Source organism: Mycobacterium sp. NGS67, assembly GCF_059812185.1.
In genome coordinates this window covers 99515-123242 of the sequence record NZ_JCALCF010000015.1, presented here as the reverse complement: position 1 = coordinate 123242, position 23728 = coordinate 99515, and the positions used below count along the sequence as shown (strand labels likewise).

The 23728-nt window shown below is 68.0% G+C and carries 24 protein-coding genes, 2 pseudogenes and 1 riboswitch; of the genes and pseudogenes, 13 read left to right on the top strand and 13 right to left on the bottom strand.

Translation table 11 applies throughout. The features are described 5' to 3' along the window. Positions 1 to 1143: pseudogene (locus AC5Y4D_RS16115) on the top strand (thiolase family protein); the annotation flags it as partial. Between the two features lie 79 nt (positions 1144 to 1222). Here the strand turns inward: AC5Y4D_RS16115 and AC5Y4D_RS16110 are convergent. Together AC5Y4D_RS16110 and AC5Y4D_RS16105 are read right to left on the bottom strand one after the other, a co-directional pair. Next, complete coding sequence (locus AC5Y4D_RS16110) at positions 1223 to 2872, bottom strand: DNA repair helicase XPB (RefSeq protein WP_499945544.1); 1650 nt, start codon at positions 2870 to 2872, stop codon at positions 1223 to 1225. Between the two features lie 61 nt (positions 2873 to 2933). Continuing rightward, the gene (locus AC5Y4D_RS16105; protein ID WP_499945542.1) at positions 2934 to 5189 is read right to left on the bottom strand and encodes a helicase-associated domain-containing protein; all 2256 of its coding nucleotides are present in this window, start codon (positions 5187 to 5189) and stop codon (positions 2934 to 2936) included. Positions 5190 to 5252: 63 nt separating this feature from the next. On the opposite strand from AC5Y4D_RS16105, the gene AC5Y4D_RS16100 reads away from it, so the two are divergent. Genes AC5Y4D_RS16100 through AC5Y4D_RS16085 form a run of 4 tightly spaced genes read left to right on the top strand, consistent with a single transcriptional unit; the run spans position 5253 to position 6859 of the window. Then, positions 5253 to 5447, top strand: coding sequence for a hypothetical protein (locus AC5Y4D_RS16100; protein WP_499945540.1), 195 nt, complete (start codon positions 5253 to 5255; stop codon positions 5445 to 5447). 7 nt (positions 5448 to 5454) lie between these two features. Further along, on the top strand, positions 5455 to 5961 hold the full coding sequence (gene moaC, locus AC5Y4D_RS16095) for a cyclic pyranopterin monophosphate synthase MoaC (protein ID WP_499945539.1): 507 nt from the start codon (positions 5455 to 5457) through the stop codon (positions 5959 to 5961). Continuing rightward, positions 5958 to 6437 carry a MogA/MoaB family molybdenum cofactor biosynthesis protein gene (locus tag AC5Y4D_RS16090; RefSeq protein WP_499945537.1) on the top strand — a complete coding sequence of 160 codons (480 nt, stop codon included), beginning with the start codon at positions 5958 to 5960 and terminating at the stop codon, positions 6435 to 6437. The genes moaC and AC5Y4D_RS16090 overlap by 4 nt, the downstream gene beginning before the upstream one ends. Beyond that, entirely contained in the window at positions 6434 to 6859 is a 426-nt protein-coding gene (locus AC5Y4D_RS16085) for a molybdenum cofactor biosynthesis protein MoaE (protein WP_500037585.1), read from the top strand. Before AC5Y4D_RS16090 ends, AC5Y4D_RS16085 begins: the two co-directional genes overlap by 4 nt. Before the next feature lie 4 nt (positions 6860 to 6863). On the opposite strand, the gene AC5Y4D_RS16080 is transcribed toward AC5Y4D_RS16085, so the two are convergent. From AC5Y4D_RS16080 to AC5Y4D_RS16065, 4 genes are all read right to left on the bottom strand, one after another. Then, entirely contained in the window at positions 6864 to 7742 is an 879-nt protein-coding gene (locus AC5Y4D_RS16080) for a transglycosylase family protein (RefSeq protein WP_499945535.1), read from the bottom strand. Between the two features lie 9 nt (positions 7743 to 7751). Further along, positions 7752 to 7929, bottom strand: a riboswitch (cyclic di-AMP (ydaO/yuaA leader). Positions 7930 to 8176: 247 nt separating this feature from the next. Beyond that, a complete protein-coding gene (locus tag AC5Y4D_RS16075; RefSeq protein ID WP_499945533.1) occupies positions 8177 to 8443 on the bottom strand; it encodes a MoaD/ThiS family protein in 267 nt (88 codons plus the stop codon). Then, positions 8436 to 9503: a GTP 3',8-cyclase MoaA gene (gene moaA, locus AC5Y4D_RS16070; protein ID WP_499945531.1), complete on the bottom strand. Its 1068-nt coding sequence runs from the start codon at positions 9501 to 9503 to the stop codon at positions 8436 to 8438. The genes AC5Y4D_RS16075 and moaA overlap by 8 nt, the downstream gene beginning before the upstream one ends. Beyond that, positions 9500 to 9895 (bottom strand): YccF domain-containing protein, encoded by a 396-nt coding sequence (locus AC5Y4D_RS16065; protein WP_499945530.1) that lies wholly within the window; start codon positions 9893 to 9895, stop codon positions 9500 to 9502. Before AC5Y4D_RS16065 ends, moaA begins: the two co-directional genes overlap by 4 nt. 161 nt (positions 9896 to 10056) lie before the next feature. On the opposite strand from AC5Y4D_RS16065, the gene AC5Y4D_RS16060 reads away from it, so the two are divergent. The 3 genes from AC5Y4D_RS16060 (at position 10057) to AC5Y4D_RS16050 (ending at position 13526) form a co-directional block, all read left to right on the top strand. Next, positions 10057 to 10479, top strand: a complete 423-nt coding sequence (locus AC5Y4D_RS16060) for a cold-shock protein (protein WP_499945528.1) — start codon at positions 10057 to 10059, stop codon at positions 10477 to 10479. Between the two features lie 75 nt (positions 10480 to 10554). Beyond that, a complete protein-coding gene (locus tag AC5Y4D_RS16055) occupies positions 10555 to 12507 on the top strand; it encodes an acyl-CoA dehydrogenase family protein (protein ID WP_500037584.1) in 1953 nt (650 codons plus the stop codon). An 11-nt stretch (positions 12508 to 12518) separates the two neighbouring features. Further along, positions 12519 to 13526: a glutathione S-transferase family protein gene (locus tag AC5Y4D_RS16050; RefSeq protein ID WP_499945524.1), complete on the top strand. Its 1008-nt coding sequence runs from the start codon at positions 12519 to 12521 to the stop codon at positions 13524 to 13526. Positions 13527 to 13535: 9 nt separating this feature from the next. Here the strand turns inward: AC5Y4D_RS16050 and AC5Y4D_RS16045 are convergent, their stop codons facing one another. From AC5Y4D_RS16045 to AC5Y4D_RS16035, 3 genes are all read right to left on the bottom strand, one after another. Next, a complete protein-coding gene (locus AC5Y4D_RS16045) occupies positions 13536 to 14606 on the bottom strand; it encodes a GGDEF domain-containing protein (RefSeq protein WP_499945570.1) in 1071 nt (356 codons plus the stop codon). 98 nt (positions 14607 to 14704) lie between these two features. Beyond that, positions 14705 to 15166 (bottom strand): DUF2771 domain-containing protein, encoded by a 462-nt coding sequence (locus AC5Y4D_RS16040; RefSeq protein ID WP_499945569.1) that lies wholly within the window; start codon positions 15164 to 15166, stop codon positions 14705 to 14707. A gap of 17 nt (positions 15167 to 15183) precedes the next feature. Beyond that, positions 15184 to 16860: an MFS transporter gene (locus tag AC5Y4D_RS16035; protein WP_499945523.1), complete on the bottom strand. Its 1677-nt coding sequence runs from the start codon at positions 16858 to 16860 to the stop codon at positions 15184 to 15186. Between the two features lie 136 nt (positions 16861 to 16996). Here AC5Y4D_RS16035 and AC5Y4D_RS16030 point away from each other — a divergent pair. Continuing rightward, positions 16997 to 17794: pseudogene (locus AC5Y4D_RS16030) on the top strand (DUF3027 domain-containing protein); the annotation flags it as partial. Between the two features lie 257 nt (positions 17795 to 18051). Here the strand turns inward: AC5Y4D_RS16030 and AC5Y4D_RS16025 are convergent. Then, positions 18052 to 18507 carry an SRPBCC family protein gene (locus AC5Y4D_RS16025; RefSeq protein ID WP_499945521.1) on the bottom strand — a complete coding sequence of 152 codons (456 nt, stop codon included), beginning with the start codon at positions 18505 to 18507 and terminating at the stop codon, positions 18052 to 18054. Between the two features lie 28 nt (positions 18508 to 18535). Next, on the bottom strand, positions 18536 to 18805 hold the full coding sequence (locus AC5Y4D_RS16020; RefSeq protein WP_499945520.1) for a DUF2530 domain-containing protein: 270 nt from the start codon (positions 18803 to 18805) through the stop codon (positions 18536 to 18538). Positions 18806 to 18967: 162 nt separating this feature from the next. On the opposite strand from AC5Y4D_RS16020, the gene AC5Y4D_RS16015 reads away from it, so the two are divergent. The 3 genes from AC5Y4D_RS16015 to AC5Y4D_RS16005 are packed head-to-tail and all read left to right on the top strand — an operon-like array spanning position 18968 to position 20495. Then, positions 18968 to 19399 (top strand): Rv0880 family HTH-type transcriptional regulator, encoded by a 432-nt coding sequence (locus tag AC5Y4D_RS16015; RefSeq protein WP_499945518.1) that lies wholly within the window; start codon positions 18968 to 18970, stop codon positions 19397 to 19399. Then, complete coding sequence (locus AC5Y4D_RS16010; protein ID WP_499945517.1) at positions 19396 to 20223, top strand: TrmH family RNA methyltransferase; 828 nt, start codon at positions 19396 to 19398, stop codon at positions 20221 to 20223. The genes AC5Y4D_RS16015 and AC5Y4D_RS16010 overlap by 4 nt, the downstream gene beginning before the upstream one ends. Continuing rightward, complete coding sequence (locus AC5Y4D_RS16005; RefSeq protein ID WP_499945516.1) at positions 20220 to 20495, top strand: DUF2537 domain-containing protein; 276 nt, start codon at positions 20220 to 20222, stop codon at positions 20493 to 20495. Before AC5Y4D_RS16010 ends, AC5Y4D_RS16005 begins: the two co-directional genes overlap by 4 nt. Here AC5Y4D_RS16005 and sepH read toward each other — a convergent pair. Together sepH and serC are read right to left on the bottom strand one after the other, a co-directional pair. Next, entirely contained in the window at positions 20492 to 21292 is an 801-nt protein-coding gene (gene sepH, locus AC5Y4D_RS16000; protein ID WP_499945514.1) for a septation protein SepH, read from the bottom strand. The two genes, AC5Y4D_RS16005 and sepH, sit on opposite strands and share 4 nt — an antisense overlap. An 88-nt stretch (positions 21293 to 21380) precedes the next feature. Continuing rightward, positions 21381 to 22511 carry a phosphoserine transaminase gene (gene serC / locus AC5Y4D_RS15995; RefSeq protein ID WP_499945513.1) on the bottom strand — a complete coding sequence of 377 codons (1131 nt, stop codon included), beginning with the start codon at positions 22509 to 22511 and terminating at the stop codon, positions 21381 to 21383. A 181-nt stretch (positions 22512 to 22692) separates the two neighbouring features. Here serC and AC5Y4D_RS15990 point away from each other — a divergent pair, with 181 nt between their 5' ends. Then, on the top strand, positions 22693 to 23718 hold the full coding sequence (locus tag AC5Y4D_RS15990; RefSeq protein ID WP_499945511.1) for an AurF N-oxygenase family protein: 1026 nt from the start codon (positions 22693 to 22695) through the stop codon (positions 23716 to 23718). The last annotated feature ends 10 nt before the right edge of the window (positions 23719 to 23728 follow it).

Sequence of the window (23728 nt, the reverse complement as noted above, 5' to 3'; positions counted from 1 at the left end):
ATGAGCAACGACGTCGCCATCATCGGAGTGGGCCTGCACCCGTTCGGCAGGTTCGACAAGACCGCGATGCAGATGGGTGCCGAGGCCATCCAGTCCGCGTTGACCGACGCCGGGCTGGAGTGGAAGGACATCCAGTTCGGCTTCGGCGGCAGCCACGAGGTGTCCAACCCGGACGCGGTGACCCGGCTGGTCGGGTTGACCGGCATCACCTTCACCAACGTGTTCAACGCCTGCGCCACCGCCGCCAGCGCCATTCAGCAGACGGCCGACACGATCCGGTTGGGCAAGTACGACATCGGCATTGCCATCGGCCTGGACAAGCATCCGCGTGGCGCGTTCACCGACGACCCCGCCAAGCTGGCGCTACCGCAGTGGTACGCCCAGAACGGCCAGTTCGTCACCACCAAGTTCTTCGGGATGAAGGCCAACAAGTACCTGCACGACCACAACATCTCCCAGGCCACGCTGGCCAAGGTCGCCGCGAAGAACTTCCGCAACGGTGCGTTGAACCCCAACGCATTCCGGCGCAAGCCGATCTCCGAAGAGGAGATCCTCAACTCGGCGGTGCTTAACTACCCCCTGACGCAGTACATGTTCTGTGCGCCCGACGAAGGCGCCGCCGCGGTCGTCATGTGCCGGGCCGACATCGCGCACAAGTACACCGACAAACCCGTCTATGTGCGGGCCTGTGAGATCCGGACCCGTCGCTACGGCGCCTACGAGGTGCACGCCACGTTCGCGCCGCTGGACGAGGATGTCTCGCCGACGGTGTACGCGTCCAAGGCTGCCTACGAGGCGGCCGGGATCGGGCCCGAGGACGTCGACGTGGCTCAGTTGCAGGACACCGATGCCGGCAACGAGGTCATTCACATGGCCGAGACGGGCCTGTGTGCCGACGGTGAGCAGGAGAAGTTGCTGGCCGACGGCGCCACCGAGATTCACGGGTCGATGCCGGTCAACACCGACGGTGGTCTGATCGCCAACGGCGAGCCGATCGGCGCGTCGGGCCTGCGGCAGATGCACGAGCTGGTGCGCCAGTTGCGCGGCGAGGCCGGCGAGCGCCAGGTGCCGGGCAACCCGCGGGTGGGCCTGGCGCAGGTGTACGGCGCGCCGGGCACCGCGTCGGCGACGATCCTGTCGCTCTCGCTTGCCGAGCAGACACAGAATCGCGTAATGCGGCGCTTTTCGTGCGATTCTGCGTCTGCTCGCGCGGGAAGGCGCGCTAAATGGCGGGGCCGAGCAGGTCGTCGGCATCGCGGATGATGTAGCCGTAGCCCTGCTCGGCCAGGAAGCGCTGCCGGTGCGCGGCGTATTCGGCGTCCAGGCTGTCGCGGGCCACCACCGAATAGAAGATGGCGCCACCGCCGTCGGACTTGGGCCGCAGCAGCCGGCCCAACCGCTGCGCCTCCTCCTGGCGGGACCCGAAGGTTCCCGAAACCTGCACCGCCACAGAGGCTTCCGGTAGGTCGATGGAGAAGTTCGCGACCTTGGACACCACCAGTGTGGAGATCTCGCCGGTGCGGAACTTGTCGAACAGTTCCTCGCGCTCCCGCGTCTTCGTCGAGCCCTGGATCACCGGGGCGTCCAACTCGGCGCCGAGCTCGTCGAGCTGGTCGAGGTAGGCTCCGATCACCAGTGTCTGCTCACCGGGGTGGTTCTTCAGAATCGACTTGACCACAGCGATTTTGGTGTGCACGGTCGAGCACAGCTTGTATCGTTCCTCGGGCTCTGCGGTGGCATACATCATCCGCTCGTTGTCGGTCATCGTGACCCGGACTTCCACACACTCGGCCGGTGCGATCCAGCCCTGAGCCTCGATGTCCTTCCACGGCGCGTCGTAGCGTTTCGGCCCGATCAGCGAGAACACGTCGCCCTCGCGACCGTCCTCGCGAATCAAGGTGGCGGTCAACCCGAGTCGCCGCCGCGACTGCAAGTCTGCGGTCATCCGGAACACCGGCGCCGGCAGCAGATGAACCTCGTCGTAGATGATCAGTCCCCAGTCGCGGCTGTCGAAAAGCTCGAGGTGCCGGTACTCGCCCTTGGTGCGACGGGTGACCATCTGATACGTCGAGATGGTGACCGGCCTGATCTCCTTACGCTCGCCGGAGTATTCGCCGATCTCGTCCTCGGTCAACGAGGTACGCGCCACCAACTCGCGCTTCCACTGCCGGGCCGCGACGATGTTGGTGACCAGGATCAGCGTCGTCGCTTGCGCCTTGGCCATCGCGGCCGCGCCGACCAGCGTCTTGCCCGCGCCGCACGGCAGCACCACCACACCGGACCCGCCGGCCCAGAACGAGTCGGTGGCCAGCTGCTGATAGTCGCGCAACTCCCAGCCCTCGGGTTCCAGGCTGATCGGGTGCGCTTCGCCGTCCACGTAGCCGGCGAGATCCTCTGCGGGCCAACCGATCTTGAGCAGCATCTGCTTGACCCGGCCACGCTCGCTGGGATGCACGACCACGGTGTCGTCATCGATGCGCGCGCCCAGCATCGGGGCGATCTTCTTGTGGCGCAGCACCTCCTCGAGCACCGCGCGGTCGAAGCTGACCAGCGTCAGGCCATGCGCGGGATGCTTGACCAGCTGCAACCGGCCGTAGCGGGCCATGGTGTCGACGATGTCGACCAGCAGCGGCTGCGGCACCGCGTAGCGGGAAAAGCTGACCAGCGCGTCGACGACCTGTTCGGCGTCGTGGCCGGCCGCGCGCGCGTTCCACAGCGCCAGCGGCGTGATCCGGTAGGTGTGCACGTGTTCGGGTGCGCGTTCCAGCTCGGCGAACGGTGCGATGGCGGCGCGTGCCGCCCCGGCCAGCTCGTGGTCGACCTCGAGCAGCACCGTCTTGTCGGACTGCACGATCAGGGGTCCGTCGGACATTCAGCGCCACTCCTCTTCATCGCTGCGCTCTGCATCGTCGTCGGCACGCATAGCACCATTATCATTCGTCGGCCGACATCACTGAGGTGATGCGGTGGATGGCGAAGTCCCGCATCCGCCCCGAGGCCGCGTCGAAGGCCACCAGCTGGCCGCCCTTGATCAGGACCGGAGTCACCACCCGCTGCGTCGCCACCCCGGCCGCGTCGAGGTAACCGATCAACACCGTCTCCCGGTCACGCGCGGCGCGCTGCAGCAACGACATCGCGACCGCGGGGTCCACGCGCAGGTTGCCGAACGGTGCGGCGGTCACCGTGCGCAACACCGCGACCACCGCCTGCAGCGTGTCGCTGCTGGGTCGGGGCGGTGGCCGATAGGGCCGGCGATGCTGCAATGCGGGTACCCGCGCGCCTCGGGAACGGACGTCGACGATCGCACCGGTGGAGTCCTCGGCCGCCGGAGCAAAACCTGCCGAGCGCAAGGCGACGAGTACGTCGGCGATCGGCGCCGGCGACACCGCCACCGTGGGTGCCAACGCGCGCAGCTGTAGCTCCTCCAACGCGGGTACCGCGATGGCCTGAGCCAACAGCGCGGGGTCCTCGCAGCGCACGAACGACGCTGCCATGCCAATGCGCAGCTGCCCGTGCCGGCGGGCGACGTCGTCGATGAGGTAGGTGAGTCCTTGCGGCACCGCGGTTTTCGAGTGGCCGGCGAAGAAGGCGTGCATCCAGTCCGCGGTCTTGCCGATGTCGAGTGCGTGCCGGATGGACTGCTCGCTGACCCGGTAAACCATTGCCGCGCCGGCGGATTCGACGGTGGCGACGGTGGCCAGCTCGTCGGCGAGGTCACGCTCCAGGGGGCCGGGCACCACCACCGTGAGGTCGGCCTGCACCAGGAAGTGGTCGATCGGTCGGGGCAGCGCGCGGGACATCGCATCAAGCACAGCCCCGACGTCGTCGCCCCGTTCCAGCAGCGTCCGCCCGGGGGTGCTGATCGCGCCGCGACCCACCAAACCCAGCGCCTGGCCCTCGGACAGCAGATCGGCAACCGGCTCCGGTTGCAGCCGTCGGGCCCAGCGCGGGCGGTGCCAGATCAGCGCGGCCGACGCCGACGTCGCGTCCACCCCGCCGCCCGCCGGCAACCCGGCGAGCATGCTCAACAGCAGTCGCCGGTCCAGTGGCGCGGCCGTGGAGAACAGCGAATCCGACAGCGCCCCATACGGTTTGCCGTCGGGGCCGCGACCACCGATCAGCGCGGGCCGGCCGGGCAGGTCCAGCCAGGTGTCGGCGAGCAGGAACCAGCGATCGGCGGTGCCCAGGGTGCGGTACCGGTCGACCGCCGTCGTCGGCGCCCAGTAGGGACCCTCGCCATAGTCGGGCTCGGGATCGGGCACACCGCTACCGATCAGCCCCGCCGCTGACGCAAGCTCGAGGATCAGGCCCAGGCGTGAGTCCTCGATGCCGGTCGCCTTGGCCAGTCTCCTGAGCTCCCGGACGCCGAGACCGCCGCTACGCAGCTCGGAAACCGGTGCCGCGCTGAGGGTTTCCAGCAGCACGTCGACCTCGCGCAGCAGGTCGATGACTGCCCCGGCGGCCGCCGCGTCCACGTCCGCGGGTTTGGCGGTCAAGACCACCGGGTCCGGAGCGGTCAGTTGCATCGGGCCGGGGTTTTCACCGCGCAGCACCTGCCCGACATGACGGGGCAGGATCACCGTCTCGGCGTCGAGGCGGCGCAGCAGACCGGTCGCCAGCAGCTGCGGCACCGGCCGCTCCGGCGGCGCGCCCGGCGCCGCATCGCGGGTGCGGCCAATCGGGGACCCTTCGAGCAGTTTGTCCAGAACGTCACGCTGCTGCTCGTCGATCCGGTCGATCAGGGCGGCGATGTGTTCCCCGGAGTGGGTGCGGTCCTCGAGGGTGACCTGACCGGGATACCACGGCAGCGCGGCGCCGGCGTCGGCAGCCACTCGCACCGCCGTATCGCCCCAAGCCAGGGCGCGCTGCCGCAGATCGTCCAGGGCCGCCAGCACGTCGGGTTGCGGCGCATGCTCACCGAGCAGCGTGGTGAGTTTGGCGACGGGCACCGGTTCGGTGTCGGCCTGCAGCACCAGCAGCGCGTCGAGGACAGCCAGGCGCAGGAAATCCAGGTCGTCGGTGGCAGCCTTGACCGACTGACGTGCCTGGGCACGCGCGGCCAGCGCCGCAATGCTGCCCGGCGGGGGCTGGGCAAGGTCCGGTCGCAGCTCCAACAGCAGGATCAGCCGCTCGTCGGGCAAGTCGGCCAGCCAGGACCCCAGCGGGATATCCGGGGTGTGTTCGGTCATCGAAAAACAAGCCTAGGCCCGAGGCGCGGCCTACCGTCGCGTGCGGTTGTCGGACCTGTCAGAATGGGACGCGTGGCTGACTCACGTAAGGCAAAGTATGTGGACAACGGCTGGCCCACTACGGACCCGGACGACCACGCGGTGAGCGAACTCGTCACCGACCGCACGGGCGCGCTCTCCCCCTTCGGGGAAGTGGTGTTTCCAGTGCCCGCCGACGAGTTGCCCTATCTGCATCCGGTGACGGTTGCCACCTGGTAGGTCCGGCATGACCGGGGCTGAGGCCGTCGACGGCGCCTCCGACCTACCCACGCTGTCGCACCTGGATGAGCGGGGCGCCGCCCACATGGTCGACGTCACCGACAAACACACCACCCGGCGCATCGCTGTGGCCGCCGGCGCCCTGCGCACCACTGCTGAAGTGGTGGCGCTCATTTCCAGCGGCGGACTGCCCAAAGGTGATGCGCTGGCGACGGCCCGGGTGGCCGGCATCCTGGCCGCCAAGCGCACCAGTGACCTGATCCCGTTGTGCCACCAGTTGGCGCTTACCGGAGTCGACGTCGACTTCACCGTCGGCGATGAGGAGATCGACATCACTGCAATGGTGCGCAGCACCGACCGAACGGGGGTGGAGATGGAGGCTTTGACAGCGGTCAGCGTCGCGGCCCTGACCTTGTACGACATGATCAAAGCGGTCGACCCGGCGGCTCGCATCGACGGTGTCCGGGTACTCAGCAAAGAAGGCGGCCGCAGCGGAAGTTGGGTGAGACCATGAGTCGGTCGGCGCGGGTCATCGTAGCCTCTACCCGGGCCGCGTCCGGTTCCTACACCGACGAATGCGGACCGATCATTGTTGAATGGCTTGGCCAGCAAGGCTTTTCGACGGAGGAGCCACGCGTGGTCGCCGACGGCAATCCCGTCGGGGAAGCGCTGAACGACGCACTCGACGACGACGTCGACGTGATCCTGACGTCCGGCGGCACCGGGATCTCACCCACCGACACCACGCCGGAGCAGACGGTGGCGGTGCTGGACTTCGTCGTCCCCGGACTGGCCGACGCGATCCGGCAGGCCGGCCTGCCCAAGGTGCCGACGTCGGTGCTCTCGCGCGGGGTGTGCGGGGTGGCCGGGCGCACGTTGATCGTCAATCTGCCGGGCTCGCCCGGTGGCGTCCGGGACGGCCTCGGGGTGCTTGCCGGAGTCCTCGACCACGCGCTCTCGCAACTCGCCGGCGAAGATCACCGACGATGAGCCTGGTCCTGCGCGCCGCAGTGACCGCCCAGCCGATCTCCCTCGCCGAGCACGAAGCGCTGGTGAACCATCAGTCCGCCGGGGCCGTCGTCGGGTTCGTCGGCGCGATCCGCGACCACGACGGCGGACGACCGGTTACCCGCCTCGAGTACTCCGCGCACCCGTCGGCACCCGAAGTGTTTGCTGACGTGGTGGCCGAGGTGGCCGGACGGGCCATCGGAGTCCGGGCCGTCGCGGCCAGCCACCGCGTGGGCGTGCTGCACATCGGGGAGGCCGCGCTGGTGGCCGCCGTGGCGGCCGACCATCGACAGCAGGCGTTTGCTACCTGCGCGGCTCTGGTAGACGCCATCAAGGAGCGGCTACCGGTGTGGAAGCACCAGTTCTTCGGCGACGGGTCCGAAGAGTGGGTGGGTTCGGCCTAGGCCGTCAGCTGACGGGACCCGCCACCAAGGCGTCGAGCGCGTCGTTGCCGGCGATGTCCTGGTCCACGATGGCCTGCCACAGCTGCTGCGTGTAGCCGACGGTGGACACCTCGTGGATGTCGGCGGGGATGCCGGCATCGGCCGGGGGCGGCACGTCGCCGGGTTGGAAACCGGTCTCCACGACGGCCGGAGCCGGCGCGGGCGGCAGGTCGCCGGGCGCGGGCGGCAGGTCGCCGGGGGCCGGAGCCTCTTCGACCGGTGCGGGCGGCAGGTCGGCCGGTGCGGGAGGCAGGTCGGCGGGTGCGGGAGGCAGGTCGGCCGGGGGCGGGACGAGGTCCGCGGGGGCCGGCGGCAGCTCGACGGGAGCGGGAGCGATGTCATTGCCGACCAGCTGCACCTCGGGCGCCTCCACGGGCGCCGGCAGTTCCGCGGGCGGGGGCAGCTCGCCGTTCAGTCCGGGCGCGTCCAGCGGCTGGTCTGAGGGCAAGCCGGCCGGCTGGGGCAGAACGTTGCGGGGCGACGGCCCGGACAAACCGGTGCCGCACACCGGCCAGGCGCCGCGACCTTGGGTGGCCAGCACCCGCTCGGCGACGGCGATCTGCTGGTCCTTGCTGGCCAGCTGGGCGGACGGAGCGAACTCGCCGCCACCGTGCGAGGACCAGGTGCCGGCGGCGAACTGAACGCCGCCGTAGAACCCGTTGCCGGTGTTGATGGCCCAGTTGCCGCCGGACTCGCAGCGGGCTACTGCATCCCATTCGGCATCGGTGGCCGCAGCCGCCTGGCCGGCCATCGCGATGGCACCGCCACCGAGGACCGTGCCGGTGAAGGCGATCTTTGCGACGCTGACGCTCGAAGTAGTGGGCTTACGATGCCGTCCACTCATACGCTCAGAAATTCCTCTCGTGTACACGCCTGCGAGGTCAGCTGTCGGGTTCGGGTGGGAGAGGTCACCCGGCCGCGGTCGATCTACGTTGATACGACGTCGGCTTCACCCCAAGGGCCCGTAAACGGTCCCGGTCCGAGCTCGGCGGACCTGGTGGGTCCCCCGCCTCCATCCGCGGGTCGGAACCCCTCGCCTAATGGATGGAGCTAGGCGCGTGCTAGGCGAGGGCGGGCCCGTCTCTCGGGTTGGGTGACGAACCTGTCGAGGACGGTAGCGGTTAAACGCGTTCTCGTCACGTTCAACGAAAGTCGGCGTTTTGGTCACATCGGCGTCGCAAAACACCAGGAAGCCCCGACGTTTGCGCAGCTCATAGCACCCGAAATCAGAGCGTGGCCGGGTTGTTATCGATCCGTTACGTGATCTATTTCACAGTTTCAACCGCCGGCGAACGGCGGAAGGACATCAACCGTGTCGCCGGCGGATAACGCCGTGGCCTCATCTCGGACAGCAATTCCGTCGCGCAGATAGGAGCAGCGGCTCAGTACCGTCGCAAGTCGCGTGTCCCGCCGGGCGAGGGTTTCCACCAGTTGGGCGACCGTCACATCGGAGGGCAGCGTGAGCGTCTCCGACTCGGTTCCCGCGGCCGCCCGCGCGGCGGCGAAGTAGCGGACGGTGACCTCGATCTGAGACCGCTCAGCCACCGATCGCACTCATCGGACGGTCGGGCTGGACAAATCCGGGCTCGTTGATGCCGTGGCCGGCGGGCTTGGCCCACATCGCCGCGCGCCACGCCGCCTCGATGGCGTCGTCGTCGGCGCCGCCGCGCAACAGACGCCGCAGATCGGTCTCCTGGGACGAGAACAGGCAGCTTCGAACCTGGCCGTCAGCGGTCAGCCGGGTGCGGTCGCACGTCGCACAGAAGGCGTGCGACACCGAGGCGATCACACCGACTTTCCCCGCAGGCGTATCCGGTCCGGCGTCGACCAACCAGAGTTCGGCCGGAGCCGAACCGCGCGGCGCCGGATCGGGCCGCAGGCCAAAGTGTGGCCGCAGCGCCGCCAGCACGTCGTCAGCGCGCAGCGTCGCGTGCCGTCGCCATCGATGGTCCGCGTCCAGCGGCATCTGTTCGATGACGCGCAACTGGTAGCCGTGCTGCAGGCAGTACCGCAACAGCTCGACGACGTCGCGGCGACCGGTTTCGGGGTCCAGCACGGCGTTGACCTTGACGGGCGACAGACCGGCTTGTTGCGCGGCGGCCAGGCCGGCGAGCACGTCGTGCAGCCGATCGCGACGGGTGATGGCGGCGAAGTGCGCGGGGTCGACGCTGTCCAGCGACACGTTGACCCGATCCAGGCCCGCGGCGGCCAGTGCCCCCGCCCGCCGGGCCAGGCCGAGGCCGTTGGTGGTCAGGGAAATCTCCGGACGCGGCGAAAGTTCGGCTGCCGCGGCGACCACCTGCTCGAGGTGGCGGGCCAGCAACGGCTCGCCTCCGGTGAACCGCACGGCGGTGACGCCGAGCCGGGTCACCGCGATGCGCAGCAGCCGGGCCAGTTCGTCGGGTTGCAGCAGCTGTTCTCCGGCCAGCCAGTTCAGCCCGTCTTCGGGCATGCAGTAGGTGCAGCGCAGATTGCAGCGGTCGGTGAGTGAGACCCGCAGATCCGTGGCGACGCGTCCGTAGGTGTCGAGCAACGGGCCGGCCAGCGTGGGCCGGTGTTTGCTGGGCCGGGGAACCGCCGGCAATCCCAGCGCGGTCAGCGTCATGCCGAGGCTCGCGAGGGCCAGTCGGCGGGGACGATCTCCTTGCCGAGCGGAACCAGCGACACCGGGATCAACTTCAGGTTTGCCAGTGCCAGCGGGATCCCGACGATGGTGACGGCCATCGCGATCGCGCTCGTCAGATGCCCGATCGCCAGCCAGAGCCCGCACAGCAGCACCCAGATGACGTTGCCGATCACCGCGCCCGTCCCGGCACCCGGCTTCTCCACGATGGTCCGGCCGAACGGCCACAACGCATACGACGCGATCCGTAGGGCGGCGAAGCCGAACGGGATGGTGACGATCAGCAGAAAGCAGACGAGCGCGGCCAACAGGTATCCGAGGGCCAGCCAGAGGCCACCGAATACCAGCCAGATGACGTTCAGAACCAGGCGCATATCTCCTCCAGCGGTACCGCCAGCCTACCGAGTGTCGGGTAAACCGGAATGCTGGGCGGACAATCAGCCGAGTAGGATCTGTGATCGTCATCGCGTCCTGAACATAAAAGGACGCGTCTTTGTGTTGTAACGCCAGATCCGTCAGACAGCAGGTGAGAGCAGTGCCGACCGGCAAAGTGAAGTGGTACGACTCCGAGAAGGGGTTCGGCTTCCTGTCGCAGGAGGACGGTGAGGACGTCTACGTCCGCTCCTCGGCGTTGCCCGCGGGAGTCGAGGGCCTCAAAGCCGGCCAGAAGGTCGAGTTCGGCATTGCCTCGGGACGGCGCGGACCACAGGCGTTGAGCCTCAAGCTGCTCGACTCGCCGCCGAGTCTGTCCCGGACCCGCCGGGAGGCCGCGCGCCGCGAGGCGCCCGCCGAGCACAAGCACAGCCCCGACGAGTTGCACGGCATGGTCGAGGACATGATCACGCTGCTGGAGAGCACCGTGCAGCCCGAGTTGCGCAAAGGTCGCTACCCGGACCGCAAGACGGCCCGGCAGATCTCCGAGGTGGTCAAGGCCGTCGCGCGGGAGTTCGAGGCGTAGCCCGGGCTCGGCGTTACCCGTGCAGGTTAGCGGGTACTCAGACCTCGTTGGGACGGCGTCAACGAGGAGGCGGCGATGGCACAGCAGGCGCAGGTCACCGAGCAGCAGGCCCGAGCAGTCGCCGAAGAATCCCGCGAAAGCGACTGGGATAAAACGTCTTTCGCCAAGGAGCTGTTTCTCGGCCGCTTCCCGCTGGAGCTGATCAACCCCTTCCCGCGCCCGTCGGAGAGCGACGAGCGGCGAACCTCGGATTTCCTGGCCAAGCTGCGCGAGTTCCTGGGCACCGTTGATGGCAGCGTCATCGAGCGCGACGCGCAGATCCCCGACGAATACGTCACGGGTTTAGCCGAATTGGGTTGCTTCGGCATGAAGATCCCGGGGGAGTACGGCGGTTTGGGCATGTCCCAGGTGGCCTACAACCGTGCGCTGATGCTGGTGTCGAGCGTGCATCCCAGCCTCGGCGCGTTGCTGTCCGCCCATCAGTCGATCGGGGTGCCCGAACCCCTCAAACTGGCCGGTACCGAGGAGCAGAAGCGGAAGTTCCTGCCGCGCTGCGCAGCTGGAGCCATCTCGGCGTTCCTGCTCACCGAACCCGATGTCGGTTCCGACCCGGCGCGGTTGGGTGCGACGGCGACCCCGACCGGCGACGGGCAGGCCTACGAACTCGAAGGCGTCAAGTTGTGGACCACCAACGGCGTGATCGCCGAACTGCTGGTGGTGATGGCCCGCGTTCCCAAGAGCGACGGGCACCGAGGCGGCATCAGCGCGTTCGTCGTCGAGGCCGACTCACCGGGGATCACCGTGGAGCGGCGCAATCAGTTCCTGGGTCTGCGCGGCATCGAGAACGGCGTGACCAGGATGCACCGCGTGCGGGTCCCCGCGGAGAACTTGATCGGTCGCGAGGGCGACGGTCTGCGGATCGCGCTGACCACACTCAATGTGGGACGGTTGGCGCTCCCGGCGATGGTGACCGGATCGTCGAAGTGGTCGTTGAAGATCGCCCGCGAATGGTCGGCGCAGCGGGTGCAGTGGGGCAAGCCGATCGGAAAACACGAAGCGGTGGCAAGTCGGATCTCCTTCATGGCGGCCACCGTCTACGCGTTGGACGCAGTGGTCGAGTTGTCGGGTCAGATGGCCGACGAAGACCGCAACGACATCCGGATCGAGGCCGCGTTGGCCAAACTGTGGTGCAGCGAGATGGCCTGTGTCATCGCCGACGACCTGATGCAGATCCGCGGCGGGCGAGGCTATGAGACAGCGGCGTCGCTGGCTGCACGCGGGGAGCGCGCCGCACCGGTCGAGCAGTCGCTGCGCGACCTGCGGATCAACCGCATCTTCGAAGGATCCAGCGAGATCATGCGGCTGCTCATTGCGCGCGAAGCTGTCGACGCACATCTGAGCGCTGCCGGGGATCTGGCCAAGGCCGACGCCGACTTGCGGCAGAAGGCCGCCGCCGCGGTCGGGGCGAGCGGCTTCTACGCAAAGTGGTTGCCCAAGTTGGTGTTCGGTGAAGGCCAGCGTCCGACGGCGTACAACGAGTTCGGTGCGCTGGCCCCGCACCTGCGCTTCGTGGAACGCTCCAGCCGCAAGCTGGCCCGCAATACCTTCTACGGGATGGCGCGCTGGCAGGCCAAACTGGAGCAGAAGCAGGGCTTCCTGGGCCGCATCGTCGACATCGGCGCGGAGCTGTTCGCGATGGCTGCCGCCTGTGTGCGGGCCGAGGCGCAGCGCAGCACCGATCCCGTACTCGGCACGCAGGCCTACGAGCTCGCCGAAATGTTCTGTCAGCAGGCGTCTTTGCGTGTCGAGGCGTTGTTCAGCGCGCTGTGGACCAACACCGACAGCAGCGACGTGCGCTTGACCGACGACGTGTTGGATGGCCGATACACCTGGCTGGAGGACGGCATCATCGACCAATCCGAGGGCACCGGACCATGGATCGCTGCATGGGAGCCGGGCCCGTCCACCGAACAGAACCTGGCCCGGAAAGTCGTCTCGGCGTCCGACCCGGCCGAGGCGAAGATCTAGGGGGATCCGGGATGGCTACCTATGTCGCCGGGACCGGCGAATTCAACCGCGACACCGACTACATCACCACCCGCATCACCGCCGACGGGCGCGACGGCTACCCGGTGGAACCCGGCCGGTACCGCCTCGTCGTGGCGCGGGCGTGCCCGTGGGCGAACCGAACCATCATCGTCCGACGGCTACTCGGCTTGGAAGACGTTCTCTCCATTGGCTTTTGCGGTCCCACCCACGACGAACGCAGTTGGACTTTCGATCTCGATCCCGGTGGCGTCGACCCGGTGCTGCAGATCCCGCGACTGCAGGACGCCTACTTCAAGCGGGATCCGAACTATCCCAAGGGAATCACCGTCCCCGCCGTCGTCGACACCGAGTCCGGTGCGGTGGTCACCAACGACTTCGCGCAGATGACGCTGGATTTCTCCACCGAGTGGACCGCCCACCACCGCGAGGGCGCCCCGCAGTTGTATCCCGAAGCGTTGCGCGAGGAGATCGACGAGGTCAGCACCCGGATCTACACCGAAATCAACAACGGGGTGTACCGGTGCGGCTTCGCGGGGTCGGAGGACGCCTACGACGCGGCCTACGACCGGTTGTTCACCGCCCTGGACTGGGTGAGTGAGCGATTGGCCGGGCAGCGATACCTGGTGGGCGACACCATCACCGAGGCCGACGTGCGACTGTTCACCACATTGGCGCGCTTCGACCCCGTCTACCACGGCCACTTCAAATGCAACCGGGCCAAGCTGTCCGAAATGCCGGCGTTGTGGGGCTACGCGCGAGATCTGTTCCAGACACCGGGTTTCGGCGACACCATCGATTTCGTCCAGATCAAGCAGCATTACTACATCGTGCATTCCGACATCAACCCGACCGGCATCGTGCCCAAGGGGCCGGACCTGGCTAACTGGCTGTCGCCGCATGGTCGAGAAGCTCTGGGCGGCAGGCCATTCGGCGATGGGACACCACCAGGGCCGGTGGCGGACGGCGAGCGGGTGCTGCCTGGCCACGGGGCGGACTGACGGACTGCTTCAGTGCTGTGCGGCCTGGTTGCCGCCCCTGGCCTTCGCCGCGTACATCGCGGCGTCGGCCGAGGACACCAGATCGGTCAAGGCGGCTTCGGTGTCGGGCGCAGGTAGGTCGGCCCCGGACAACAGGATGGCGGTGCCGATGCTCGCGGTGATGCCGAACGGCAACGCGGCGATCGCGGCGCATAATTGCGTTGCGCGCGAGGTTGTTTCGCCGGGCGGCCACTGGTCGGCGAAGGCGAACTCTTCGCCGCCCAGCCGGCCGATGAGCGCCTTCTCGGTGGTCCCGTCCTGCAACGTCTTGGCCACCGCTATCAGAGCCGCATCCCCGGTCGGATGACCGTAGCGGTCGTTGAGTTGTTTGAACCGGTCGAGGTCGATGACGCCGATCACCAGATCCGCCGCGCCGTCCCGGCAGCTTTGCAGTGTCTTCTGTGCGCGCAGATAAAACGCCCGACGGTTGAGCAGGCCGGTCAGCGAATCATGGTCGGCGCGGTACGCATCGGGTCCCAGGACCTGACCGGCGACGTACAGCGCTAGCGGCGACGAAAGATTCAGCAGCACCACCAACCAGAACGCGACAAGCGCACCGGCCAAACCGAATTGAGAGACCAGCCCGACGGTCTTGACCGACGCCACCACCACCGAGCAGCCGAAGTTGTAGGCGATGATGCGCGCGGAATGGAACAACGACTGGTGGATCGCCAGCCCGGCGAACGTCGTGCAGCCCAACATGGCCGCCGCGGGATTGCTCTGCGCCAGCACCACCAGGGCGATGCCGGTGCTGGACACGATTGCGAACGTGACCGCCTGACGGTGCGTCGGCCACCGCAGCGCCCACAACAGGGAGTTGGCGGCGGCAAGGACGCCGGCGATCAGCGCCAGCGTCACCGGAATCGTCCCGTGCGGTCCGACCGGGCTCCAGATCGAGCCGATCGCCACCAGGCTCAACGACCCGGCGATGAAGCAGATGCGGGCGCGGATCGCGCGGGTCATGCCCCGTGCTTCGAGGTGCGAGCTCAGCTGCTCGAATTGATCACCCGCGCGCCACCACTGGAGCAGCAACTCCAACATCTGTCTCACGTGGACCACACCGTCGATACGACGCAAGTTTGCTCGGACATGCTAATGCAACAGTCGCACAGCGGATCCGCTCAATTTCACATGCCCGCTCAGGAGACCAGCCGAATCGACCACTCCGCATGCGGAGCCTCCCGTAGTTCACCGTTGTCGACCACCAAGGTCAACAACTGCACGACCACCCCGGTCAGCTTCCCGCGCTGCGGGTCGACGGTGGGGATGGTGACGGCCAGCTGGGTGTGCGGCCGGAACAGCGCGGAGGTGGTGTTCGCCGGGTCTTCGTAGATCTGCAGCAGCCGCCACGGCGCGCGGGAAATGGCTTCGGGCACCGACAGTTGCACCGGGTAGCGTCCGCTGACTCTCAGCTCGCCCTGGGTCTGCGGTGCCTGGCAGTCGTCGAGATTCAGCACGTTGCAGTACACGTACGGCCCTACCCGGGTCAGTTGCCCATTCGAGTAGGCGCTGATCATCGGGAGGTGCGGACCGGTCCTTCGCACCAGCAGCCAGGCGCCGATGCCCGCGCCGGCGGCTAGCAGCAGGATCGCGGCGAGCATCGCCAGCAGCCGAGGCTTCACTGCGGCATACCCGTGGTGCCCTGCCGCCGCGTGCCCTCCTGCTCGACCATCACCGGTCGGTTACCTCCCAGACCCGGGATCAACGAGTGGCCCCGGAAGCTGACCAAAGTCTGGGCGAGTCCCGGGATGAGCAGCGCGCTGACCGCCGTGAACCCCACCCACAATTCGGTGTAGACCAGCACACCGACCGCCCCACCCAGTACCCAGGCCAACTGCAACGTCGACTCCGAGCGCCCGAAACCGGAGGCGCGCGACTCCTCGGGCAGATCGTGCTGCAACGACGCGTCCAATGATGCTTTGGCGATGGCGCTGGCCCCCGACGTGACCAGGGTGGCGACGGCGGCCACGACCCACTCGCCGGCCACCGCGGCAGCCAGCGCGAACGCCGTGACGATCACGGTGCAGCGCACCACCAGCACCGCGGGTCGCCCCAGCTTCAGGCGTGCGCTGGCGAAGTTGCCGGCGAAGTTGCCGATCGCCGCCGCTGCGCCGACCATGCCCAGCATCGCCAGTTGCTCCCACCCGTCGGCGTCGTGGGCCTTGGCGACGAACGCCGGATACAGGAACAGGAACCCGACCATCACCTTGATGGTGCAGTTGCCCCACAGCGAGGTGATGATGTTGCGGCCCAATGGTTGTCGAAGCTTCCCGCCGGACTTCTTGACCTCTTCGGTCCAGCTGCGCCGCTGCGTGTCGCTGTCGCGGTGATAGCTCAGGGTGGCCGGGACTTCGCCGGCGGTCACCTCGACCCAGCTCGGGATCCGCATTGACAGCAGCGCGCCGGCGATGGTGATCCCGACGACCACGAACAGCGCTCCGGGCAATTGCAGCAGGTGGGTGCAGGCGAATTCGACACCCGCGGCGATAGCACCGCCGGCGATGGTGCCGCCGAGCAGGCCGAACACCGTCAGGCGGGAATTGACCCGCACCAGATCGATGCTCGGCGGCATCACCCGTGGAGTCACCGCACTGCGTAGCACGCTGAACGATTTCGAGAGCACCATCATGGCCAGCGCGCAGGGGTACAGAACCCACGACGGGAAGCTGCCGCTGTTGCCGTCGTAGTTCATGATGAGCACCAGCGCCAGAGCGGTGCGCAGCGCGAACGACATCGCCAGCGCGACGCGCCGGCCGTGTTGCAGCTTGTCCAGCGCCGGCCCGATCAGCGGCGCGATCACCGCGAACGGCGCGATCGTAATCAGCAAGTACAGCGCAACTTTCGACTTGCTTTCGCCACTCGCCGCGGCGAAGAACAAGGTGTTGGCCAGGGCGACCGCCATCGCGGAGTCGACGGCGAAGTTGGCCATCACCGGCCAGGTCAGCGCCGTCAGGCCGGACTTGTCGGCGCCGTCGGCGGTGGCGGCGCGCTGCACCATCCAGTACATCCGTGAACCCATCTCACGGCTGCGCATTGCCGCGGCACGGGTGACGGTGATGCGTTCGCCGTTGACGAAGCCGCGCGGCGGCTCGGGCGGAGTGTCGCGCTCGGGAGGCGGATCGTGGTCCAGCGGCGGCAGATAGCGGTTGGAGCTGGGCATGGGTGGTGGGCGGCGAGACCGGCGGTAGTCGACGTCGTCCGCCGGGTAGTTCGCCATCCCGGGATGTTGGTGAAAGGATCCGCCCGGGGTTTTGCCTGGGTCGTGCGGGGTCCGGCGGCCCGGAGGTGGGGCCATGCGGCCCGGATGATCACGCCGCCGTCCTGACACGGTTCAATTCTGTCCTATGGCGGGTGCTGGCGTAGGAAACCGGTGTGGCTGCGCCGACGTGTCTTCCGGCAGTATTGAGTGCGGATCGCAGAGAGGGGAGAGTGTGACCGGACCCATGGAGGAGGCCGTCGACGGCGGCGGTGCCGTGACGATGGCGGCATGGCCCGACGAGCTCGCGGCGGTACTCACGGGCGCCGCTGAGCAGGCCAGGGCCGCTGTCGTGGAATTCAGTGGTCCGGATTCCGTCGGCGACTACCTCGGCGTCAGCTACGAAGATCCCAACACCGCTACGCACCAATTCCTAGCCCACGTGCCCGGTTACCGGGGGTGGCAGTGGGCCGTCGTCGTCGCCAGTTACCCCGGCGGCGACCACGCCACGATCAGCGAGGTGGTGTTGATTCCCGGTCCGACCGCGTTACTGGCACCCGAGTGGGTGCCGTGGGACCAACGGGTGCAGCCCGGCGACCTGGGACCGGGTGACCTGCTGGCGCCGGCCAAGGACGACCCGCGACTGGTGCCCGGCTACAGCGCCACCGGTGACCCGCAATTGGACGAGGTCGCCGTCGAACTCGGGTTGGGCCGGCGCTGGCTGATGAGCCCGTGGGGCCGCGCGGACGCCGCCGAACGCTGGCACGAGGGCGAGTACGGACCCGACTCGGCGATGTCACGCTCGACCAAGCGGGTGTGCCGCGACTGCGGTTTCTTCCTGCCCCTGGCCGGATCGCTGGGCTCGATGTTCGGGGTCTGCGGCAACGAACTGTCCGCGGACGGGCACGTGGTGGACAAGCAGTACGGGTGCGGCGCGCACTCGGACACGCCCGCCCCGGCCGGTACCGGCTCGCCGATGTACCAGCCGTACGACGACGGGGTGCTGGAGATCGTCGAGCAACCGGTGTCCGCGGCAGAGGAACCGGCCGTCCCAGGCGCAGATGCCTTTGCGGAGGTGGCTGAGGTTCCAACGGAGGCCGGGGTTCCTACCGAGCCTGTCGCTTCGGACGAGTCTGCTTCGGACGAGCCTGCTTCGGACGAGCCGGCAGCCCCGGACGAGCCTGTAGCTTCGGACGAGCCTGCCGCCCCGGGCGAGCCTGCCTCGGACGAGCCTGCCGCCCCGGACGAGCCTGCCCCGGACGAGCCCACCGCTTCGACGGAACCGTCCGGCTAGCCTTTCTCGGCGGCGGCCTTGATATTGGCCAGCGAGGTGTTCATCCCTTCGACCAGTTCACGTTCGAAGCTGGTGTTCCCACCGAGTAGCGCCTTGACGGTGATGCTCGAGAACGCGGTGACGCCGTTTTCGGCGTGACGGGTCTCCGTCAACCTGGTGCCGTCACCTTGCGGTTCGAGTTCATAGCTCCAGATGGTGCGGTTGGCGTCGACCCGGAACGCCAGCTTCTTCTCCGGAACCACTTCGACGACCGTGCTGGTGGTCGGCCAGAACAGCCGGTTGCGACGGTTGAAGTTCAGGGTGCGGGTGCCGGGGCGCAGCGGGCCGAAAGGTCGCATCCAGCGACATTGTGGACTCCACTGCGGCATTCGGCGGAAATCGGAAATGAGCTCCCATACCTTCGCCGGCGGGGCATCGATGTCGATATGTGTTTGTAAGAGTGGTGTTGCCATATGTCCTCCCAAGGGTGCGCAACTGCTACTACTGGTCGAGATAGTTCTCCAGCCCGGCCTGCGCGCCGCGAGCGCCGCGACGTGCGGCGGCCAGCTGCCAGACGAAGATGCTGGTGCCGAGCACTCCGACGCCGAGACCGGCGAGCGCGATCGGCCGCCAACTGTGCAGTCCGGGCACCAGGAACGCCGCAACCGTAGCGATCACCCAGCCGGCCGCACCGACCATGACGACCGGCCATACCTGCAACCAAGCCCGCGGCAGCGGAGGGGGTTCGGGATCGTACGACTCGACGTTCATCGCGTCTCAACATAACGCGCCGTCATTGCAAGTCCACAGGCCGCCGAGAGTGAAGCCCACGACAGGTACCCGGCGCGTCGCGTCGTGCTTTCCACACTCGATGCGCCGCCGGGTTCGCCGTTTCTCATCCACGTTTCTCGGGTTCCGTTGTAACCTCGCGCTGTGCCTGACAGCGATGCGCGGCTGGCCGCCGATCTGTCGTTGGCGGTCATGCGGCTGTCGCGCCAGCTCCGGTTCCGGAACCCGTCCTCGCCGGTGTCGCTGTCCCAGCTGTCGGCGCTGACGACGCTGGCCAACGAGGGTGCGATGACACCCGGCGCCCTGGCGATCCGCGAACGGGTCCGGCCGCCGTCCATGACCAGGGTCATCGCGTCGCTGGCCGACGAAGGCCTGGTGGACCGCGCCCCGCACCCGGTCGACGGTCGACAGGTGCTGGTTTCGGTGTCCGAGTCCGGCGCCGAGCTGGTCAGGGTGGCCCGCCGCGCCCGTCAGGAGTGGCTCGCCGAGCGCCTGGCGAAGCTGGACGACGGCCAACGCGACATCCTGCGCAGCGCAGCCGATCTGATGTCGGTCCTGGTCGACGAAAGCCCGTGACAATCGACGTCCAGGACATCGCCGATCCCGACGACCCGCGCCTCGACGACTTTCGTGACCTCAACAGCGTCGACCGCCGCCCGGACCTACCGACCGGCAAGGGCCTGGTGATCGCCGAGGGCGTGCTGGTGGTGCAGCGCATGTTGGCGTCGCGCTTCACTCCGCGTGCCCTGCTGGGCACCGACCGGCGGCTGGCTGAACTCGAACACGATCTGGTCGGCAGCCCGGCGCCTTATTACCGCGTCTCGGCCGAGGTGATGGCGCAGGCCGTCGGCTTCCACCTCAACCGTGGCGTATTGGCGGCGGCGCGCCGTGTCCCCGAGCCGACCGTCGCCGAGGTGATCCAAGGCGCCCGCACCGTGGCCGTGCTCGAAGGAGTCAACGACCACGAGAATCTGGGCTCGATCTTCCGCAACGCGGCCGGGCTGGGTGTCGACGCCGTGATCTTCGGCAGCGGCTGCGCCGACCCGCTCTACCGCCGCGCGGTGCGGGTTTCCATGGGTCACGCGTTGCTGGTGCCTTACGCCCGGGCCGCCGAATGGCCCGCAGACCTGCGGCTACTGAAGGAACACGGCTTCCGGTTGTTGGCGCTGACACCGCAGGGTGACGCCGGCTCCCTGTTCGAGGTGATGGGCGCGGTCACCGACGAACCGGTCGCGCTGTTGGTCGGCGCCGAGGGACCGGGCTTGACGACGGCAGCGCTGCGGATCAGCGACGCGCGCGTCCGCATTCCGATGTCGCGCGGCACCGACTCGCTGAACGTCGCCACCGCGGCGGCGCTGGCGTTCTACGAGCGGACGATCCCCGATAGGCTTCGCACGTGAGCGACGAACCCGTCCCGTGGGGCACGGGTTTGGCGGTCGCCGCCTTCGTCGCCGCGGTCACCGGCGCCGCGATCGTGGTACTCAGCCTCGGGTTGATGCGAGTGCACCCGCTGCTGGCGGTCGGCCTCAACATCGTGGCGGTCGGCGGGCTGGCGCCGACGTTCTGGGGTTGGCGGCGCACCCTGGTGCTGCGTTGGTTTGTGCTGGGCGCCGGAGTCGGCGTCGTAGCAGCGTGGGTGGCGTTGATCGCGGTGGTGTTGCGGGGCGGCTAGCGCTGTCCGCTTGACCGCACGCCGAGCAGCACGTCCTCCCAGGCCGGGATGGCCGGCTTGCCTCGGCGGCTGCCGGTTGGCTGTTCGGTGGGCGTACCCGGTCCCGTTGCTGCCGGTGGGCTCGGCGCCGGCGCCGGCTCCAGCGCCTCGGGTATGGGTACGGGTTCGGGCTCGAAGGCCAGGTGGGCCACGGGTGCCAACTGGCGCGGTTTGAAGTCGGGGTCGATGAGTTCGGTCGCCGCGTCGTCGATCGCGGTGACCATGCCGCCGTGCGCACCCGGCGTGAAGCGGAAATGCGCGCGGTTGTCCGACCGCCCGGCCTGCCACCCCAACTGAACCGTCCAGCGGCTGTCCTCGTTGCGCCACGCGTCCCAGCTGAGCCGCTCCGCGCTCAACCCACGCGCCACCAGCGCGGCGGTGACGGTTTCCAGCAGCGTCAGCACCGCGGGGCCATCGGCCAGGACCGGATGCGCAGCCGTTGCCAGCTCCGCCGCGCGGAAGCGTTCCAGCAGCACCGGGTTGGCGAAACGCTGGATCCGCGCGAGGTCGGATCCCGACGCGGCGGCCACCTGTTCCACTGATGCCCCGGCCCGGATCCGGGCCTGAATCTCCTTGGGGCTCAACATGTTCGTGACGTCGATGTCGAGTGCGGGCTGCTCGGCCGGCAGTTTTTCGCCGTTCATCGCAGCCCGCAGGCGGTCGTCGGCGGGCAGCCTGAACTTCTCGGCCGAGTTGGCCCCCTCGCAGAGGACGTATTTGCCGTCGGGGTCGAGCCCAACCACTTTGAGTTCCCGCATGGCTTCTCCTCGCAGGTCAGCGCCGGACCCGTTACGTGCGCACTCTAGTGCGCCAGACGTCGTTAACGTCGCTGACACGCGGGCGTGGCTAGAGTCGCTCGACCACCCAGTCGATGCAGGCGGTCAACGCGCTGATGTCGTCGGGATCCACGGCCGGGAACATCGCGATGCGCAGTTGGTTGCGTCCGAGCTTGCGGTACGGCTCGGTGTCGACGATGCCGTTGGCTCGCAATGTCTTGGCCACCGCCGCAGCGTCGACCTCGTCGGCGAAGTCGATCGTGCCGACCACCTGTGAGCGCAACGCCGGGTCGGCGACGAACGGGGTGGTGTAGGAGCGTTCCTCGGCCCACGAGTACAACCGCTGCGACGAGTCCGCGGTGCGTTTGACCGCCCAGTCCAGGCCGCCGTTGCCCAGCAGCCAGTCGAGTTGTTCGGCCATGAGCGCCAGAGTTGCGACCGCCGGGGTGTTGTAGGTCTGATTCTTGACGCTGTTTTCGATCGCGATCGGCAGCGACAGGAAGTCGGGCACCCAACGCCCCGACGCGGCGATCGCCTCGACCCGGGCCAGCGCCGCCGGGCTCATCACGGCCAGCCACAGACCACCGTCGCTGGCGAAGTTCTTCTGCGGCGCGAAGTAGTAGGCGTCGACCTCGGTGATGTCCACCGGCAGTCCGCCCGCTGCCGAGGTCGCGTCGATGACCACCAGCGCGTCACCGGCATCGCCGGGGCGGCGTACCGGCACAGCGACACCCGTCGACGTCTCGTTCTGCGCCCAGGCGATCACGTCGACGGACGGGTCCGACTGCAGCTCGGGTGCGCTGCCCGGGTCCGCTTTGACGATGATCGGGTCGCCCACGAACGGGTTCTTGGCGACGCCGGAGGCGAATTTCGCGCTGAACTCGCCGTAGGTGAGGTGCAGCGAGCGCTTGTCGATCAGACCGAACGCGGCGGCGTCCCAGAAGGCCGTCGCCCCGCCGTTGCCCAGGATCACCTCGTAGCCGTCAGGGGTGGAGAACAGCTGGGCAACACCTTCGCGAACTCGGCCAACCAGGTTCTTGACCGGCGCCTGGCGGTGCGACGTGCCGAACAACTCGGCGGCCGTAGTGGTCAGCGCTTGCAATTGCTCGGGTCGCACCTTGGAGGGTCCGCAGCCGAACCTGCCGTCGCGCGGTTTGAGGTCGGCGGGGATCTCGAGTGAAGTCGGGAGCTGGTCAGCCATGGTGACCAGGGTAGTGAGCGGGGCCGGGGCGACGACCAAGCGGGCCGAGCTGTGACCTGAGCCACACCCGATGCGATATGCGGCCTAGGCCACAGTCGATCCGACGGCTCTGGAAAATTCCCAGTACCGGCGGTACCGTATTTCCTATCCGTCCGATCTGAACCTCGTTGGGGAGGCTTGAATGGCTAGGACGCGCATGGTTCGACGTTGGCGCCGCAACATGGAAGTGCGGGACGACGCGGAGTACGTGGAAATGCTCGCCACACTGTCCGAGGGGTCGGTGCGGCGGAACTTCAATCCGTACACCGATATCGATTGGGAGTCACCGGAGTTCGCCGTCACTGACAACGATCCCCGGTGGATCCTCCCGGCCACCGACCCGCTGGGTCGCCACCCCTGGTATCAGGCGCAGCCCGACGACGTGAAGATCAAGATCGGCATGTGGCGCCAGGCCAACGTGGCCAAGGTGGGTCTGCACTTCGAGTCCATCCTGATCCGCGGGCTGATGAACTACACCTTCTGGGTGCCCAACGGCTCCCCGGAGTACCGCTACTGCCTGCACGAGTCGGTCGAAGAGTGCAACCACACCATGATGTTCCAGGAGATGGTGAACCGCGTCGGCGCCGACGTTCCTGGGATGCCGCGCCGGCTGCGCTGGATCTCGCCGATCATCCCGCTGGCCGCGGGTCCGTTGCCGGTGCTCTTCTTCATCGGCGTGCTGGCCGGTGAAGAGCCGATCGACCACACCCAGAAGCAGGTGCTGCGCGAAGGCAAGTCGCTGCACCCGATCATGGAACGGGTCATGGCCATCCACGTGGCCGAGGAAGCGCGGCACATCTCGTTCGCGCACGAGTTCCTGCGCCGCCGACTGCCGAATCTGACTCGCCGGCAACGCTTCTGGGCGTCCCTGGCCTTCCCGCTGGTCATGCGCACGCTCTGCAACGCGATTCTGATTCCGCCCAAGGCGTTCTGGCAGGAGTTCGACATCCCGCGCTCGGTGAAGAAGGAACTGTTCTTCCGGTCCCCGGAGTCGCGGAAATGGTTGCGCGACATGTTCTCCGACGTGCGCATGCTGGCCTACGACACCGGGTTGATGGAGAACCGCTCGGCCCGGCTGATGTGGCGGATCTGCAAGATCAACGGCAAGCCGTCGCGCTACCGCAGCGAACCGCAGCGTCAGCACCTGTCCGCCGCGCCGGCCGCCTAGGGAGTTCGCG

What these genes read in the sequence shown, in the direction of transcription:
- AC5Y4D_RS16110 (WP_499945544.1), bottom strand. Translation starts at nt 2,872, where the DNA reads ATGTCCGACGGACCCCTGATCGTGCAGTCCGACAAGACGGTGCTGCTC.
- AC5Y4D_RS15990 (WP_499945511.1), top strand. Translation starts at nt 22,693, where the DNA reads ATGGCTAGGACGCGCATGGTTCGACGTTGGCGCCGCAACATGGAAGTG.
- AC5Y4D_RS16105 (WP_499945542.1), bottom strand. Translation starts at nt 5,189, where the DNA reads ATGACCGAACACACCCCGGATATCCCGCTGGGGTCCTGGCTGGCCGAC.
- AC5Y4D_RS16045 (WP_499945570.1), bottom strand. Translation starts at nt 14,606, where the DNA reads ATGTTGGAGTTGCTGCTCCAGTGGTGGCGCGCGGGTGATCAATTCGAG.
- AC5Y4D_RS16100 (WP_499945540.1), top strand. Translation starts at nt 5,253, where the DNA reads ATGGGACGCGTGGCTGACTCACGTAAGGCAAAGTATGTGGACAACGGC.
- AC5Y4D_RS16090 (WP_499945537.1), top strand. Translation starts at nt 5,958, where the DNA reads ATGAGTCGGTCGGCGCGGGTCATCGTAGCCTCTACCCGGGCCGCGTCC.
- moaA (WP_499945531.1), bottom strand. Translation starts at nt 9,503, where the DNA reads ATGACGCTGACCGCGCTGGGATTGCCGGCGGTTCCCCGGCCCAGCAAA.
- AC5Y4D_RS16080 (WP_499945535.1), bottom strand. Translation starts at nt 7,742, where the DNA reads ATGAGTGGACGGCATCGTAAGCCCACTACTTCGAGCGTCAGCGTCGCA.
- AC5Y4D_RS16035 (WP_499945523.1), bottom strand. Translation starts at nt 16,860, where the DNA reads ATGGCCCCACCTCCGGGCCGCCGGACCCCGCACGACCCAGGCAAAACC.
- AC5Y4D_RS16025 (WP_499945521.1), bottom strand. Translation starts at nt 18,507, where the DNA reads ATGGCAACACCACTCTTACAAACACATATCGACATCGATGCCCCGCCG.
- AC5Y4D_RS16085 (WP_500037585.1), top strand. Translation starts at nt 6,434, where the DNA reads ATGAGCCTGGTCCTGCGCGCCGCAGTGACCGCCCAGCCGATCTCCCTC.
- AC5Y4D_RS16065 (WP_499945530.1), bottom strand. Translation starts at nt 9,895, where the DNA reads ATGCGCCTGGTTCTGAACGTCATCTGGCTGGTATTCGGTGGCCTCTGG.
- AC5Y4D_RS16020 (WP_499945520.1), bottom strand. Translation starts at nt 18,805, where the DNA reads ATGAACGTCGAGTCGTACGATCCCGAACCCCCTCCGCTGCCGCGGGCT.
- AC5Y4D_RS16055 (WP_500037584.1), top strand. Translation starts at nt 10,555, where the DNA reads ATGGCACAGCAGGCGCAGGTCACCGAGCAGCAGGCCCGAGCAGTCGCC.
- AC5Y4D_RS16040 (WP_499945569.1), bottom strand. Translation starts at nt 15,166, where the DNA reads ATGCTCGCCGCGATCCTGCTGCTAGCCGCCGGCGCGGGCATCGGCGCC.
- serC (WP_499945513.1), bottom strand. Translation starts at nt 22,511, where the DNA reads ATGGCTGACCAGCTCCCGACTTCACTCGAGATCCCCGCCGACCTCAAA.
- AC5Y4D_RS16050 (WP_499945524.1), top strand. Translation starts at nt 12,519, where the DNA reads ATGGCTACCTATGTCGCCGGGACCGGCGAATTCAACCGCGACACCGAC.
- moaC (WP_499945539.1), top strand. Translation starts at nt 5,455, where the DNA reads ATGACCGGGGCTGAGGCCGTCGACGGCGCCTCCGACCTACCCACGCTG.
- sepH (WP_499945514.1), bottom strand. Translation starts at nt 21,292, where the DNA reads ATGCGGGAACTCAAAGTGGTTGGGCTCGACCCCGACGGCAAATACGTC.